This is a genomic window from Mesorhizobium sp. CNPSo 4671, from assembly GCF_057784245.1.
Genome location: NZ_JBWLUW010000002.1, coordinates 476,147 through 490,470, shown reverse-complemented (window position 1 = coordinate 490,470; position 14,324 = coordinate 476,147). Strand labels below are relative to the sequence as shown.

General features: G+C 66.2%; 14 protein-coding genes and 1 pseudogene. 11 read left to right on the top strand and 4 right to left on the bottom strand.

Annotated features, from left to right (window positions below; translation table 11 throughout):
• Positions 1-100: 100 nt before the first annotated feature.
• A complete protein-coding gene (locus AC04SF_RS06800) occupies positions 101-1,006 on the bottom strand; it encodes a LysR family transcriptional regulator (RefSeq protein WP_488477084.1) in 906 nt (301 codons plus the stop codon).
• A gap of 93 nt (positions 1,007-1,099) precedes the next feature.
• On the opposite strand from AC04SF_RS06800, the gene AC04SF_RS06795 reads away from it, so the two are divergent.
• A complete protein-coding gene (locus tag AC04SF_RS06795) occupies positions 1,100-1,984 on the top strand; it encodes an aldo/keto reductase family oxidoreductase (protein ID WP_488477083.1) in 885 nt (294 codons plus the stop codon).
• A gap of 25 nt (positions 1,985-2,009) precedes the next feature.
• Here AC04SF_RS06795 and AC04SF_RS06790 read toward each other — a convergent pair whose 3' ends face one another.
• Positions 2,010-2,345, bottom strand: a complete 336-nt coding sequence (locus AC04SF_RS06790) for an ArsR/SmtB family transcription factor (RefSeq protein WP_202358596.1) — start codon at positions 2,343-2,345, stop codon at positions 2,010-2,012.
• 210 nt (positions 2,346-2,555) lie between these two features.
• Between AC04SF_RS06790 and AC04SF_RS06785 the strand changes: the two genes are divergently transcribed.
• From AC04SF_RS06785 to AC04SF_RS06755, 7 genes are all read left to right on the top strand, one after another.
• Positions 2,556-3,863, top strand: a complete 1,308-nt coding sequence (locus AC04SF_RS06785; RefSeq protein ID WP_488477082.1) for an NAD(P)/FAD-dependent oxidoreductase — start codon at positions 2,556-2,558, stop codon at positions 3,861-3,863.
• 151 nt (positions 3,864-4,014) lie between these two features.
• Positions 4,015-4,215, top strand: a complete 201-nt coding sequence (locus AC04SF_RS06780) for a YgaP family membrane protein (RefSeq protein WP_202358595.1) — start codon at positions 4,015-4,017, stop codon at positions 4,213-4,215.
• Between the two features lie 11 nt (positions 4,216-4,226).
• On the top strand, positions 4,227-5,189 hold the full coding sequence (locus tag AC04SF_RS06775; RefSeq protein ID WP_488477081.1) for an efflux RND transporter periplasmic adaptor subunit: 963 nt from the start codon (positions 4,227-4,229) through the stop codon (positions 5,187-5,189).
• Positions 5,186-8,383, top strand: coding sequence for an efflux RND transporter permease subunit (locus AC04SF_RS06770; protein ID WP_488477080.1), 3,198 nt, complete (start codon positions 5,186-5,188; stop codon positions 8,381-8,383). The genes AC04SF_RS06775 and AC04SF_RS06770 overlap by 4 nt, the downstream gene beginning before the upstream one ends.
• A gap of 108 nt (positions 8,384-8,491) precedes the next feature.
• A complete protein-coding gene (locus AC04SF_RS06765; protein WP_488477079.1) occupies positions 8,492-8,896 on the top strand; it encodes an OsmC family protein in 405 nt (134 codons plus the stop codon).
• Positions 8,893-9,588, top strand: coding sequence for a VIT1/CCC1 transporter family protein (locus AC04SF_RS06760; protein ID WP_488477078.1), 696 nt, complete (start codon positions 8,893-8,895; stop codon positions 9,586-9,588). Before AC04SF_RS06765 ends, AC04SF_RS06760 begins: the two co-directional genes overlap by 4 nt.
• Positions 9,589-9,696: 108 nt before the next feature.
• Positions 9,697-10,446 carry a pseudouridine synthase gene (locus AC04SF_RS06755; protein WP_488477077.1) on the top strand — a complete coding sequence of 250 codons (750 nt, stop codon included), beginning with the start codon at positions 9,697-9,699 and terminating at the stop codon, positions 10,444-10,446.
• A gap of 73 nt (positions 10,447-10,519) precedes the next feature.
• Here the strand turns inward: AC04SF_RS06755 and AC04SF_RS06750 are convergent.
• Positions 10,520-10,666: pseudogene (locus tag AC04SF_RS06750) on the bottom strand (cyclase); the annotation flags it as partial.
• 496 nt (positions 10,667-11,162) lie between these two features.
• Between AC04SF_RS06750 and AC04SF_RS06745 the strand changes: the two are divergent.
• From AC04SF_RS06745 to AC04SF_RS06735, 3 genes are all read left to right on the top strand, one after another.
• Complete coding sequence (locus tag AC04SF_RS06745; RefSeq protein WP_488477076.1) at positions 11,163-11,909, top strand: SDR family oxidoreductase; 747 nt, start codon at positions 11,163-11,165, stop codon at positions 11,907-11,909.
• A 42-nt stretch (positions 11,910-11,951) separates the two neighbouring features.
• The gene (locus tag AC04SF_RS06740) at positions 11,952-13,016 is read left to right on the top strand and encodes a sigma-70 family RNA polymerase sigma factor (RefSeq protein ID WP_488477075.1); all 1,065 of its coding nucleotides are present in this window, start codon (positions 11,952-11,954) and stop codon (positions 13,014-13,016) included.
• Positions 13,017-13,113: 97 nt separating this feature from the next.
• The gene (locus AC04SF_RS06735; RefSeq protein WP_488477074.1) at positions 13,114-13,515 is read left to right on the top strand and encodes a VOC family protein; all 402 of its coding nucleotides are present in this window, start codon (positions 13,114-13,116) and stop codon (positions 13,513-13,515) included.
• Positions 13,516-13,679: 164 nt separating this feature from the next.
• On the opposite strand, the gene AC04SF_RS06730 is transcribed toward AC04SF_RS06735, so the two are convergent.
• Entirely contained in the window at positions 13,680-14,258 is a 579-nt protein-coding gene (locus tag AC04SF_RS06730; protein ID WP_488477073.1) for a histidine phosphatase family protein, read from the bottom strand.
• Between the last annotated feature and the right edge of the window lie 66 nt (positions 14,259-14,324).

Below are 14,324 nucleotides of genomic sequence, written 5' to 3'. Positions count from 1 at the left end.
GACGCTGCCCTCGTGGATACGCCGGGCAAGAAAACAAAGTGTTACGGACCGGGTTTGGATTGTTCGGATGTGCGGACGGGCTGCGTAGCCAGGGCGGCCCTCACCCCCAGCGCATCGTGCCGACAAAATCGATAAACGCGCGCAGCGGCGCCGGCGTCAGGCGACGGCCGGGATAGTAGAGGAACGGGCCGGAAAATTCCTGCCACCAGGGTTCCAGCACCGGCTCCAGCCGGCCATCGTCGAAATAGGGCCGCAGCCAGTCCTCGAACAGCGAGACGATGCCGCCGCCGGCGACCGCCACCTCGAGCGCGAGCGCCATGGCCGTGCCGGTGCTGACCAGAAGTGGGCCGGTCGGCTCGACGCTCACCACCTCGCCGTCGCGTTCGAACTCCCAGGGCGGCGTCAGGCCGCTGGCGAAGCGGCCGCGCAGGCAGGCGTGATCGAGCAGGTCGCGCGGATGCTCGGGCCGGCCATGCCGGTCGAGATAGGCCGGTGCGGCGGCCGTGGCAAAGCGCTGCCGGCGCGGGCCGATCGGTACCGCGATCATGTCCTGCTCCAGCCGCTCGTCATAGCGGATGCCGGCGTCGCAGCCGCTCGCCAATATGTCGACGAAACTGTCCTCGGCGGTCACTTCCATGCGGATGTCGGGATAGGCGGCGAGGAAAGGCGGCAACAGCCGCGGCAGCACCAGTTTCGCCGCGACGACAGGCACGTTGAGCCGCAGCGTGCCGGCCGGGCGGCCGCGAAAACCGTTGACCACGTCGAGCGCAGCCTCGACCTCGCCGAGCGCCGGGCCAAGCCGCTCGAGCAGTCGCGCGCCGGCCTCGGTCGGGGCGACGCTGCGCGTCGTGCGGTTGAGCAGCCGCACGCCGAGCCCTGTCTCCAGCCGCCGCACCGTCTCCGAAAGGCTGGAGGCGCTGACATTGCCCACCCGTGCCGCCTCGCGAAAGCCGCCGGCGCGCGCCACCGCGATGAACGCCTGCAGGTCGCCGAGATCCGTCGCCATTGTTCGCCTTTCCGCACAGGCTGTGCCGATTGCGCCATATTATCGCGCAGGCGCGCTTTGTCTACATTGGGCCGATCCAAAGGAGATGAGACCATGACCGACATCAGCAAGGCCGGAACGTTCAAGCTCGGCGACCGCACCGTCAAGCGCCTCGGCTACGGCGCCATGCAACTCGCAGGACCCGGCGTCTTCGGCCCGCCAAAGGACCGCGACGCCGCACTCGCCGTGCTGCGCGAGGCGATCGCCAGCGGCGTCGACCACATCGACACATCGGATTTCTATGGCCCGCACGTCACCAACCAGATCATCCGCGAGGCGCTGCACCCCTATCCCGCCAATCTCACCATCGTCACCAAGGTCAGCGCCCGGCGCGGCGCCGATGCATCCTGGCTTCCCGCAATGTCGCCCAAGGAGCTGACCGAGGCCGTGCACGACAATCTGCGCAATCTCGGGCTGGATGTGATCGAGGTCGTCAACCTGCGCTCCATGCATGGCATCCACGGCCCCGCCGAAGGATCGCTCGAGCCGCAGTTGAACACGCTCGCCGAATTGCAGCGCCAGGGCCTCATCCGCCATATCGGCATGAGCAACGTCACATCGGCCCAGATCGCCCAAGGACGCGGCATCGCCGATATCGTCTGCGTGCAGAACCAGTACAATATCGCGCATCGCGACGACGACGCGCTGATCGACGAGCTTGCCGCGGCCGGCATTGCCTATGTGCCGTTCTTCCCGCTCGGCGGCTTCACGCCGTTGCAGTCGGACACGCTGGCCAATGTCGCCCGCAAACTCGGCGCGACCCCGATGCAGGTGGCGCTCGCGTGGCTGCTGCGCCGCGCGCCCAACATCCTGCTGATCCCCGGCACCTCCTCGGTCGGTCATCTCCGCGAAAACCTGGCGGCGGCCGAACTGGAGCTGCCGGCCGACGCGCTCGCCGTTCTGGACGGCATCGGCAGTGAAGCCGAGCAAGCGGCGTAAGGCATTCCTGCCGTCGGTCGACAGACTACCGGCTGCCGCCCCTGGCGATCCGCGTCTGCGGATCGCAATAGATGCCGTAAAGCGTGTGCAGGATTCGCTCGACCTCCACAGATGCCAACCGGTAGTAGACCTGCTGGGCGTCGCGCCTCGTGTCCACGAGCTTGAGCGCGCGCAATTTTGAAAGCTGCTGCGACAGCGCCGACTGGTTCATCGCAACCAGTTCGGCCAGTTCGTTCACGCTCGTCTCGCCGTCCAGCAGATGGCACAGGATCATCAGCCGTTTTTCATTTGCCATCGCGGCGAGCAGTTCGGACGCTTCGCGCGCCTGCTTGTCCAGTTCGGCTATTTTTATATTGCGCATATGAACACATTATCATATTAAGAGTTATAAATAATATTAGTCTGGCACGGCTGCCTGTCAAGTCGATGGATCGATACCGGTGCTTCGCTCCGTCAACGTCATTTGATCAGCATCAAGTCGCAGCCCGCCACAATGGCGCAAAATCAGCCAATCCCGCGGGATCAGCAGCGTCGGCGTTGCGCCAAAGCGACGCCGCAATGGAGGAAGAGCATGGCGCATATAGTCGTCCTGGGTGCCGGGCTGGGAGGCACCATCATGGCCTACGAGCTTCGCGACGGACTGGCCGGGGACCACCAGGTTTCCGTCGTCAACAATGGCAGCCACTATTCATTCGTGCCGTCCAACCCTTGGGTCGCCGTTGGCTGGCGCGACAGGCGAGCGGTCGAAATCGACCTTGCTCCGGTGCTGGCCCGGCGCAAGATCGGTTTTCATCCGCAGGGAGCCAGGCGTGTCCACCCGGTCGAGCGCACGGTGGAACTCAACGACGGCTCATCTGTCTCCTACGACTATCTGGTCATCGCCACCGGTCCCGAACTCGCTTTCGACGAGATCGAGGGCCTCGGACCGGAGCACAACACTCAGTCCGTCTGCCACATCGATCACGCGCTCAAGGCTAGGACCGCCTTCGACGCGCTCGTCGCCAAGCCAGGCCCGGTCGTCATCGGCGCGGTCCAGGGCGCGTCCTGCTTCGGGCCGGCTTACGAATTCACCTTCATCCTCGACAAGGCGTTGCGCGACGCCAGGGTGCGCGACCGCGTGCCCATGACCTTCGTCACCTCCGAACCCTATATCGGCCATCTCGGCATCGACGGCGTCGGAGACACCAAGGGTCTGCTCGAGAGCGAGATGCGCCAGCATCACATCAAGTGGATCTGCAACGCCAAGGTCGACAAGGTCGAGCCCGGCAAGATGTTCGTCCAGGAAATCGCCGAGGACGGGTCGGTCAGGCAGGCGCATGAATTGCCGCATGCCTACGCCATGATGCTGCCGGCCTTCCGTGGCGTGGCGGCGGTGCGCGGTATCGAGGGGCTCACCAATCCGCGCGGCTTCATCCTTGTCGACAAGCACCAGCGCAACCCGGCGTTCCCCGAAATATTCGCGGTCGGCGTCTGCGTGGCCATCCCGCCGATCGGCAAGACACCGGTCCCCGTTGGCGTGCCCAAGACCGGCTTCATGATCGAATCCATGGTGACGGCGACGGCACGCAACATCGGCCGGCTGGTGGAGGGCAAGCAGCCTGACGCCCAGGGCACGTGGAATGCGGTCTGCCTCGCCGATTTCGGCGATTCCGGCGTCGCCTTCGTGGCGCAGCCGCAGATCCCGCCGCGCAACGTCAACTGGTCGTCCTCCGGCAAATGGGTACACACCGCCAAGGTCGGTTTCGAGAAGTATTTCCTGCACAAGATAAGGGCCGGCAAGTCGGAGCCCTTCTACGAGCGCCTCGCGCTGCAGGCTCTGGGCATCGATAAGCTCAAGCAGATCAAGGTCGAGGCGCCAGCGGATGTCCCGGGAGCCTGACCGGAGCAAGCCGCCGTGGCCGGGCTTTTCGCGGACGGCGGTTGGCGGGAACCAAGATCCGCAATCGCCGGCGGCAAATCTGGCACCGCCTCTTGCGGCCAACGATAATGTACATATATTTAGATATGATCATATACAAATGGAGATGACGATGTCCCTCGACCGTTCCGTTCTCGCTTTCGCCGGCATCATGGTGTTGCTGTCCGTCGTACTCACCGCCCTTGTCTCGCCGCTGTTTGTCTGGCTGACGGTCTTCGTCGGGCTCAACATGCTGCAGTCGGCGTTCACCGGCTTTTGCCCGGCGGCGATGGTCTTCCGCAAACTCGGCGTCAAGCCGGGATGCGCGTTCTAAGGAGGACCCGCATGCGCATGTCTCTCTTGTTCGCCGCGTCGCTGGCGGCCTCTCCGGCGCTTGCCGGCACGCTGACACTGGCGCCAACGACGGTGACCGAATGGAAAGCGGTCTATGGCCGTGTCGAGGCGCGCGACACCGTCCCGGCGCGCGCCCGCATCGGCGGCCTGATCGTCGACCTGGCGGTCACCGAGGGTGAAGCGGTCAAGGCGGGGCAAAAGATCGCCACCGTCCAGGACGACAAGATCGCCTTTCAGGTCGCCGCGCTGGACGCCCAGTTGCGCGCGCTGCAGGCGCAGCTGGACACCGCGCAATCCGAACTCGCGCGCGGCCAGACGCTGGTCGACAAGGGTGTCATGACCGCGCAGCGTCTTGACCAGCTGCGCACCGAGGTCGACGTCGCGCGCAGCCAGCTTGCCGCGACCGAGGCGCAGCGTTCGGTGATCGTGCAGCAGGGCGCCGAAGGCGATGTCTTTGCTCCAGGCGATGGCCGCGTGCTGACCGTGCCGGTGACGCGCGGCGCCGTCATCATGGCCGGTGAAGTGGTGGCCACCATCGGAGGCGGCGGCGTGTTCCTGCGGCTGGCCGTTCCGGAACGGTACGCGGCCTCCCTGAAAGAGGGCGCCGCCATCCGCATCAATGCCGGCGGCAAGGAGGCCCCCGGCCGCCTCGCCAAGATCTATCCGCAGATCGACAATGGCCGCGTCATCGCCGACGTCGAGGTCGGCAATCTCGATACCAATTTCATCGATGCCCGTGTCCTGGTCGAACTGCCGGTCGCCGAGCGCTCCGCGCTGCTGGTGCCGGCGTCGGCGATCGCGACCCGTTCAGGGATCGATTTCGTGCGCGTCGCCGCCGGCGGCACACAGGCCGAACGCGCGGTGGTCACCGGCGAGCGGACCAGGCGCGCCGACGGCGACTATCTAGAGATCCTGACAGGCCTCGCGGCCGGCGATGTCGTGATCACGCCATGAAAGGTCCTGCCTCGTTCGGTATCGCCGGCGCGCTGACGCGGGCCTTCATCGCCTCGCCGCTGACGCCGCTGTTCCTGGTCGCCGCCTTCGCCTTCGGGCTGGTGGCGCTGCTCACGCTGCCGCGCGAGGAAGAGCCGCAGATTTCGGTGCCGATGGTCGACATCTTCGTACGCGCGGACGGGCTGAAGGCCGACGACGCCGTCAAGCTGATCACCGAACCGTTGGAGACGATCGTCAAGGGCATCGACGGCGTCGAGCATGTCTATTCGCAGACCCGCGACGACCAGGTGATGGTCACCGCCCGCTTCATCGTCGGCACCTCGTCGGACGCTGCCGTGCTGCGCGTCCACGACAAGGTGCGCGCCAACATGGACCGCATCCCCGTCGGCGTGCCCGAGCCGCTGATCGTCGGCCGCGGCATCGACGACGTCGCCATCGTCACGCTGACGCTGTCGCCGAAGCCGGAGACAGCCGCGCGCATGACGGCCAACGACCTCACCCGCATCGCGCGCGAACTGCGCACCGAGATCGCCAAGATCGACAATGTCGGCCTGACCTATCTGGTCGGCGACACCGGAGAGATCATCCGCGTCAACCCGAACCCGGAAAAGCTCGCCCTTTACGGCGTCACGCTGCAGCAGCTCGCCGCCAAGGTGTCGGGCGCCAACAAGGCCTTTCCCGCCGGACGCGTGCGCGACAAGGGCGAGCAGATCGACATCGTCGCCGGCGAAACGCTGGCCTCGCCCGACCAGATCGGCAACCTGCTCCTGACCTCGCGCGACAACCGCCCCGTCTATGTCCGCGACGTCGCCGACGTCGCCTTCGCCACCGACACCGGTGATGCGCTGGTGTCGACGGTCACCAGGGCTGGCGCTGGCGTCGAGCGTGTGCCGTCGGTCACGCTCGCCATCGCCAAGCGCGCCGGCTCGAACGCGGTCGCCGTCGCCGACGCCATCCTGCACCGGGTCGCCCTGCTCCAGGGCGGATTGATCCCGGGCGATATCGCGATCGACGTGACGCGCAACTACGGCGAGACCGCCAACGACAAGGCCAACGAGCTTCTCTATCATCTCGGCCTGGCGACGATCTCGATCATCGTGCTGGTCTGGGTCGCCATCGGCCGCCGCGAAGCCATGGTCGTGGCCGTCGTCATTCCGGTGACCATCCTGCTCACGCTGTTTGCCTCGCGCGTCATGGGCTACACGCTGAACCGCGTCTCGCTGTTCGCGCTGATCTTTTCCATCGGCATCCTCGTCGACGACGCCATCGTGGTGATCGAGAACATCTCGCGCCACTGGGCCATGGGCGGCGGGCGCGACCGCCGGCAGGCGGCGATCGAGGCGGTGGCCGAAGTCGGCAACCCGACCATCGTCGCCACCTTGACCGTGGTCGCCGCACTGCTGCCGATGCTGTTCGTCTCGGGAATGATGGGGCCTTATATGAGCCCGATCCCGGCCAATGCCTCGGCGGCGATGATCTTCTCCTTCTTCGTCGCGGTGATGGTGACGCCGTGGCTGATGCTCAAACTCGCCGGACGGGCGCCGGTGCATGCCCACGGGGACCATGGCAATGGCGGTCCGCTCGGCCGCGCCTACACCGCCGTCGCCCGGCCCATCCTGGCCTCGAAGAAGGCGAGCTGGGCCTTCCTGCTTGCCGTCGGCGTGCTGACGCTCGGCTCGCTCACGCTGTTCTACACGCAGCATGTCACGGTCAAGCTCCTGCCCTTCGACAACAAGTCCGAATTGTCGGTGACCATCGACCTGCCGGAAGGGTCGTCCGTCGAGGCGACCGATGCGGTGGCGCAGGCCGTCGCCGCCAGGGTTCTCGAGCTGAAGGAGGTTCGATCGGTCCAGACACACGCCGCAACGGCGGCGCCCTTCAATTTCAACGGCCTGGTCCGCCATGCCGTCCTGCGCACCGAGCCGCAGCAGGGAGACGTGGCGCTCAACCTGCTGCCGAAAGCGAACCGTACCCGGTCCAGCCACGAGATCGCGCTCGACGTGCGCCAGCGCATCGCCACGATCCCGGTGCCGGAAGGCACCAGCCTGAAGGTGGTCGAGCCGCCGCCCGGCCCGCCGGTGATGGCCACACTGCTGGCGGAGGTCTACGGACCCGACGGCGAGACGCGCCGCAAGGTTGCCGAAAAGATCGAAACGGCGTTCCGCTCCGTGCCCTTCATCGTCGACGTCGACAACTCCTGGGGACAGCCGGCACGCCGGCTGCGCGCCACGATTTCCACCGACGATGCGGAGTTCTTCCATGTCGAGGAAAGCGACGTCTTCGACACGCTCGCCATCCTCAATGGCGGCAAGACCGTCGGCTATTCGCATCGCGGCGGTGGCCGCCAGCCGATCCCGATCCGCATCGAACGGCCGAAGGGTGAAAGGACGCTCGACGAGCGCTTCCTGACCACGCCCATTCCGGCCAATGTCTTGCCCGGCGACCGCGGCGTGGTCGAACTCGGCGATGTCGTGCGGGTGACGCCGGAGCGCGCTTCGTTCCCGGTGTTCAGGCACAATGGCCGCGCCGCCGAAATGGTGACGGCCGAGCTTGCCGGCAGCTTCGAGGCGCCGCTTTACGGCATGCTGGCCGTCAGCAAGGCCATCGACGCGCAGGACTGGACCGGACTGCAAAAGCCCGCGATCTCGCTGCATGGCCAGCCGGAGGATGAAAGCCGGCCGACGCTTTTGTGGGACGGCGAATGGGAAGTCACCTGGGTGACCTTCCGCGACATGGGCGCTGCCTTCGGCGTCGCCCTGCTCGGCATCTACATCCTGGTCGTCGCCCAGTTCGGCTCGTTCAAGGTGCCGCTGGTGATCCTGACGCCTATCCCGCTGACCTTCATCGGCATCCTCGGCGGACACTGGCTGTTCGGCGCGCCGTTCACCGCCACCTCGATGATCGGCTTCATCGCACTGGCCGGCATCATCGTGCGCAATTCGATCCTGCTGGTCGATTTCATCCGCCACGCGGCGTCACCCGAAAGGCCGTTGCGCGAGGTCCTGATCGAGGCCGGCGCGATCCGGTTCAAGCCGATCCTGCTCACCGCACTTGCCGCCATGATCGGCGCGGCGGTGATCCTGACCGATCCGATCTTCCAGGGGCTGGCGATCTCGCTGCTGTTCGGCCTGGCCTCCTCGACGCTGCTGACGGTGCTGGTCATCCCCGCGATCTACCGGGTGCTGCGCACGTGAACGGGAACAGAGCGACCGGATTCTGACCTGGATCAAACCGCGTTGCTGAAAAGAGCCTAGAAACACCCGAACGGCGCCCGCCGCGCGGACGGCAAGGCAGATGGCACCATGTTCGAATACAGCGTTGAAGCAGAGCGGACCGATGCGCGAGGCAGCGTGGCCACGACCAAGAACACCGCACTCGTTCTCGACACCAGTCTCGAGGGCCGGGCCGACGCCTTCAATCCGGCCGAGCTGCTTCTGGCGGCTATCGCCGCGTGCATGATCAAGGGCATCGAGCGCGTCACGCCGATGCTCGGTTTCAAGCTGCGCGGCGTCAGGGTCGCATTGCATGCCGTTCGGCGTGACAGCCCGCCGGGGATTGCCTCCATCGACTACGAGCTTGTCGTCGACACCGATGAAACCGACCAGCGACTGGAGCTGCTGCACAAGAATGTCCGCAAGTACGGCACGATTTCCAATACGGTCGCCGCGGCCACGAAACTCGAAGGCAAGATCAGGAGAAAAGCATGAGTCGCCTGCATGTCGAAAACCACCAGGTGTCGCGCATCGGCTGGCTGCGCGCCGCCGTGCTGGGAGCCAATGACGGGATCGTCTCGACCGCGAGCCTGATCGTCGGCGTGGCGTCGGCCGCCGCGCCGGCCTCTCAGGTTCTGGTCGCCGGCATTGCCGGCCTGGTGGCCGGCGCCATGTCGATGGCTGCCGGCGAATATGTCTCGGTCAGCTCGCAGTCGGACACCGAGAATGCCGACCTCGCCCGCGAACGCCAGGAACTCAAGACCCAGCCCGAATTCGAACGCGAGGAGCTGGCGCAGATCTACGTCAAGCGCGGGCTGGAGACGGACCTGGCCCGCCAGGTCGCCGACCAGCTGATGGCCAGGGATGCGCTGGCCGCGCATGCCCATGACGAACTCGGCATTTCGGAAATGACCACGGCGCGGCCGATCCAGGCGGCGCTGACCTCGGCGGCGACCTTCAGCGTGGGCGCGGCGATGCCGCTCCTCATGGTGCTGGTGTCGCCGGCCCCCATGCTGGTGCTGGCGGTCTCACTTGCGTCCCTGCTCTTCCTTGCCCTGCTGGGCGCCATCGGCGCCAAGGCGGGCGGCGCCAACATCCTTCGCGCAACGTTGCGGGTGACCTTCTGGGGCGCCTTTGCCATGGCGCTCACCGCCGGCATCGGCGCGCTGGTCGGGACCGCGGTGTAGGCGGCCGGCTAATGGCCCAGCCGCTCGTTGTGCCGAGCGATTGCGCAGCCTTGCGATTCCCGCGCCTCCCATGCCATTTGTCCGATACAACGCAGCGACCCAGACAGAATGGCATCACGACCACCACCCACCGGCAGGCCGGCAAGCGCAGGCGTCAGCCTCAACCGCGCGCTGTCAAAGCTCGGCCTGTGCTCGCGCACGCAGGCCGAGGTGCTGATCGCCGAGGGGCGCGTGCGCGTCGGCGGCAAGGTGGTGCGCGATGCCGCGCGGCGCGTCGACCTGAACCGCGACCGCATCGCCGTCGATGGCGAAAAGCTGGTTGCCGAGCGCAAGGTCTATGTCATGCTCAACAAGCCGCGCGGGCTGGTCACCACCCGCGACGACCCGCAGCAGCGCGACACCGTCTATGCCTGCCTGGGAGGGCTCGATCTGCCCTTCGTCTCGCCGGTCGGCCGCCTCGACAAGGCGAGCGAAGGCCTGCTGCTGATGACCAACGACACGCATTTCGCCAACCGGCTGATGGACCCGGCCTCGCATTTGCCCAAGACCTATCATGTGCAGGTCGGCACGGTGCCCGATACCGAGATGCTGGACAGACTCCGCGCGGGCGTCACCGTCGATGGTGAGACCCTGACCGCCAATTCGATCGCGCTCTTGCGCAGCGGCGGCCGCACTGCCTGGCTGGAGATCGTGCTCGACGAGGGCCGCAACCGCCACATCCGCCGCCTGCTCGCCGCACACGGCATCGAGGTCAAGCGCCTCATCCGCATCGCCATCGGCCGGCTGCCTCTAGGCGACCTCGCCAAGGGCACGGCGCGGCATTTGACGGCGGAGGAGCTGGCGCTGCTGGCGGGCTGAGCAAGCGTCCCGCCCGCCAGGCAGAAAGCGGGCCTGGCCATGCAGCACTGTCAGTCAGAGTTGGAGACGTCGATCAGGCCTTGTTGGTGATCCACATGCTTGGCGCACCGACCACGCCGGCGCTCGCCATCGCCTCTTTCAATTTTGGGTTTTTGATGAAGGCCTGCGCCTCGGCGACATTGGCGAAATCATGCGTCACGGTGACGTCGTTGGGGTTGTCCGCCGGTAGTAATGCGGATGACACGGACGGCATTGCCGATCACGTCTGCGGCGCGCTTCTAGCCCTTAGGTCCGCCCTCTGAAATCCAAACGACATCACCGCCCACGACAAACAACATCGCTCCGTCTGACTGTGACGTGTCCTGTTCCACTATCTCGCAAGCCTTGGCAATTGCCACCGACCTATCGGGCGCAGATATGGGCACTCTATGAGTGTACTTGCTAGCCGACGCGCCAGGCGGGCGATAAAGAAACTTTAGGACGAAATCCATTGCCGAGACGGCTCCATGCTTCCGCTAAGCATAGGCGGTATCGCCTACAGCTTCAAACGCGACCGACGATTTCTGAATTTCAAACTGAGACGCTACCCAAATGGGAACGCCCAGCAGGCCGCCCGCGACAGATTATTTTCACCCCCCACCGATGATTTCCGCTCATCCGCGCTGTCTTCACCTACAGGCGCCGGAATCCTCCGGGCCGGAAAAGCGAGGTGATCCATGCAATCGTTGAAAGGACAAAATGTCGTCGTGGTCGGAGGCAGCCGGGGTGTCGGGCGCTCGATCGTGGAAGCTGCGCTCGGCGAAGGCGCAACCGTGCTTGCCGTCGCCCGCGGCACGGAAGCTTTGAAGGAGCTCTCCTGGGAGGCGTCAGGCGTGAAGACGCTTGCCGCCGACGCCACGCAGGACACCGCGCCCGACGCGGTGTTTGCCGCCATGCAGCCCGACGTGCTGGTGATCTGCGCCGGCGCCTACGCTCCGTCGGCCTCCATCCAGGACCAGAGCTGGGACGATTTCTCGGCGAATTGGGAGACGGACGTCAAGGTATCGTTCCTGTTCTGCAGGGCAGCGCTGCAGGGCCGGTTGAAGCCGGGCAGCCGCGTGGTGCTGATCTCCAGCGGCGCGGCATTCAGCGGCGGACCGCCGAACTCCGGCGGCTATTCCGGCGCCAAGCAAATGCAGATGTTCCTGGCCGCCCACAGCCAGAAGGAGGCCGACAGGCTGGGCCTTGGCCTGCGCTTCATGGCGCTGGCGCCGATGCGCATCATGACCGGCACCGGCGTCGGCCAGCGCGGCATTCTAGGCATTTCCGCCTATCTCGGCATCAGCCCGGCGGATTTCCTGGCCAGCATGAGCGATGTGCAGACGCCCGCCGACGTCGGACGCGCCGTGGTGGCGCTGGCCGGCGGCAAGGTGCAGGGCACCGCCTTCACGGTGAGCGGCAGCGGCCTTGCGGCGGCGGCATGAGGCGCGCAGGATGCAAGGCGAATTGCGCATGGCAGGCTCGACATGACAGACGCTCCCGGCCCGCTTGAGCCGCTGAGCCCGACAGGCGGGCCGATCCTCGATCGGCCTGCCTTCGAGCGCCTGACGGCGACCCACCGCCGCGAACTGAAACTGCATTGCTACCGGATGATGGGCTCGCTGCACGAGGCCGACGATCTCGTCCAGGAGACGTTGCTGAAGGCTTGGCGCGGCCGCGCGCAATTCGACGGGCGCGGCTCGCCGCGCGGCTGGCTCTACACCATCGCCACCAACGCCTGCCTCAACGCCATCAAGGCGCGGGGCACAGCGCATCGCATTCTCGGAGAACCCGCACGGCCGCCGACAGAAGGGCGTGCCGCCGCCGGGCCAGCCGCCGAGCTTTCCTGGCTGGAGCCTTACCCCGACGCCGAGCTGCCGGACCTTGTCGACGGCGAGCCCGGCCCGGATGCGCGCTACGAGACCAGCGAAGCCGTACGGCTGGCCTTCGTCGCCGCCATCCAATTGCTGCCGCCCCGGCAACGCGCAGCCCTTCTGCTGTGCGACGTGCTGGGCTGGTCGGCGCTGGAGACCGCGCAATTGCTGGGCGGCTCGGCCGCCTCGGTCAACAGCGCCCTGCAGCGGGCGCGCGTGACCCTGGCGCAGCACTATCCCGCAGGACGCCCCTTGCAGCGATCGCAGCCCAACCCGCAGGAAAGCCTGCTGCTCGAACGCTATGTCAGGGCTTGGCAGGCCGCCAATCTCGACGGCTTCGTCGCATTGCTGCGTGAGGACGCCAGCTACCACATGCCGCCTTGGCGCGACTGGTACCGGGGACGCCACGCAATCCATGGTTTCTTCAAGACCGTGTGGAGCAATTACGCCGGCTATCGCGCCGTGGCGACGCGGGCCAACGGCCAGCCTGCCGTCGCCCTCTACGCCCGCCGCCATCAGGAGCCGGAATGGCGCGCGCAATCGCTGCATGTCATCGAGCCGTCCGATGGCGCCATCGCCTCGCTGACGGTCTATGTCGCCCCGCTCGGTCCCGGCCTGTTCGCCGCCTTCGGCCTGCCGCCAATGGTGCAGGAGAGCTGGTCCGAGCAGGAAGTGTAATCATCGCATCTCTCTCCTGACAGAAAGCTGGCAGGAGGTCTGGGCTATGGATCGGTCGGGAGCCCGCACGCGGCTTCAGCGATCAAGGAGCCCTGCGATGAATTTCGTCTCTGTCCGCATCATCACCTCGGACGTTCAGCGCCTCGTGCGCTTCTACGGCGAGATCACCGGCATGCCGGTCACGGTCTACACCGAGGACTTCGCGGAACTCGCAACACCTTCCTGCACGCTGGCGATCGGCAGCACGCGCACCTTGATGCTGTTCGGCGGCGACATCGCCCGCCCCGCCGACAACCGCACCGCCATCCTCGAATTCCGCGTCGGCGACGTCGATGCCGAATTCGCCAGGCTGTCGGATTTCATCAGGGACACGACCGTGCAGAAGCCGACCACCATGCCCTGGGGCAACCGCTCGCTGCTGTTTCGCGACCCCGACGGCAATCTGGTGAATTTCTTCACGCCGGTGACGGCAGAGGCGATCCGCAAGTTCGACAAGTAGGAGGCGGTGGCGCGGGGTTTCGAGTTGGTCAGCACCTGCATCGGAAATTAGCGAGCTCACCCAACGCGTTCGTCATCCTAGGGCGCAGCAAGGAGCGAAGCGACGCGGCGCAGACCCTAGGATGACGAACGCGAGGGGGCGTTCGCGCCAGCGTTGTCGCTACCCTACTTCATATTCCACTTGCGCACGACCGGCTCGCTCGGATCATGCTCGTAGCCGAGCACGCTGATGCTGGCCGTATCGAGCACGAACAGCGCCCCGCCCTCCGGCGGCAGGCCGAGCCAGCGGGCGGTGAGCACGCGCAGGAAATGCGCACTGGAGAAAATCAGTATGTCGGCATTGGCCTTGCGCAATGCGGCGATAACCCTGTCGGCGCGGGCGCCGACATCGGCCGCCATCTCGCCTTGCGGACAGCCGTCGCGAAACACGTTCCAGCCCGGCCGCTCGGCCAGGATCTCTTTGGTGGTGCGCCCCTCATAGGCGCCGTAGTCCCACTCCTGCAGATCGTCGTTTCTGACGCTTGTCGCGCCAAAGCCGGCCAGCACGCTGGTGTTGTAGGCGCGCTGCGAGGGGCTCGACCAAACCGCCGAGAACGACAGGCCCTTCAGCCGCTCCGCCACGCCCCGGGCGGCGGCCTCGCCGGCCGGCGTCAACGGCATGTCGGTGCGCCCGGTATGCTGCCCCGAAAGGCTCCATGCCGTCTCGCCATGCCGGACCAGATGGATTTGGGGTAATGCGCTCATGGGATGCCTTTCGATGCCGCCGGCACCTTAGAGGACGGTTGCCGAAAGGGGAATTCGGGGTGATGC

Excerpts from the sequence above, each read along its gene's own strand:
- AC04SF_RS06800 (WP_488477084.1), bottom strand. The coding sequence starts at position 1,006 with ATGGCGACGGATCTCGGCGACCTGCAGGCGTTCATCGCGGTGGCGCGC.
- AC04SF_RS06795 (WP_488477083.1), top strand. The coding sequence starts at position 1,100 with ATGACCGACATCAGCAAGGCCGGAACGTTCAAGCTCGGCGACCGCACC.
- AC04SF_RS06790 (WP_202358596.1), bottom strand. The coding sequence starts at position 2,345 with ATGCGCAATATAAAAATAGCCGAACTGGACAAGCAGGCGCGCGAAGCG.
- AC04SF_RS06785 (WP_488477082.1), top strand. The coding sequence starts at position 2,556 with ATGGCGCATATAGTCGTCCTGGGTGCCGGGCTGGGAGGCACCATCATG.
- AC04SF_RS06780 (WP_202358595.1), top strand. The coding sequence starts at position 4,015 with ATGTCCCTCGACCGTTCCGTTCTCGCTTTCGCCGGCATCATGGTGTTG.
- AC04SF_RS06775 (WP_488477081.1), top strand. The coding sequence starts at position 4,227 with ATGCGCATGTCTCTCTTGTTCGCCGCGTCGCTGGCGGCCTCTCCGGCG.
- AC04SF_RS06770 (WP_488477080.1), top strand. The coding sequence starts at position 5,186 with ATGAAAGGTCCTGCCTCGTTCGGTATCGCCGGCGCGCTGACGCGGGCC.
- AC04SF_RS06765 (WP_488477079.1), top strand. The coding sequence starts at position 8,492 with ATGTTCGAATACAGCGTTGAAGCAGAGCGGACCGATGCGCGAGGCAGC.
- AC04SF_RS06760 (WP_488477078.1), top strand. The coding sequence starts at position 8,893 with ATGAGTCGCCTGCATGTCGAAAACCACCAGGTGTCGCGCATCGGCTGG.
- AC04SF_RS06755 (WP_488477077.1), top strand. The coding sequence starts at position 9,697 with ATGGCATCACGACCACCACCCACCGGCAGGCCGGCAAGCGCAGGCGTC.
- AC04SF_RS06745 (WP_488477076.1), top strand. The coding sequence starts at position 11,163 with ATGCAATCGTTGAAAGGACAAAATGTCGTCGTGGTCGGAGGCAGCCGG.
- AC04SF_RS06740 (WP_488477075.1), top strand. The coding sequence starts at position 11,952 with ATGACAGACGCTCCCGGCCCGCTTGAGCCGCTGAGCCCGACAGGCGGG.
- AC04SF_RS06735 (WP_488477074.1), top strand. The coding sequence starts at position 13,114 with ATGAATTTCGTCTCTGTCCGCATCATCACCTCGGACGTTCAGCGCCTC.
- AC04SF_RS06730 (WP_488477073.1), bottom strand. The coding sequence starts at position 14,258 with ATGAGCGCATTACCCCAAATCCATCTGGTCCGGCATGGCGAGACGGCA.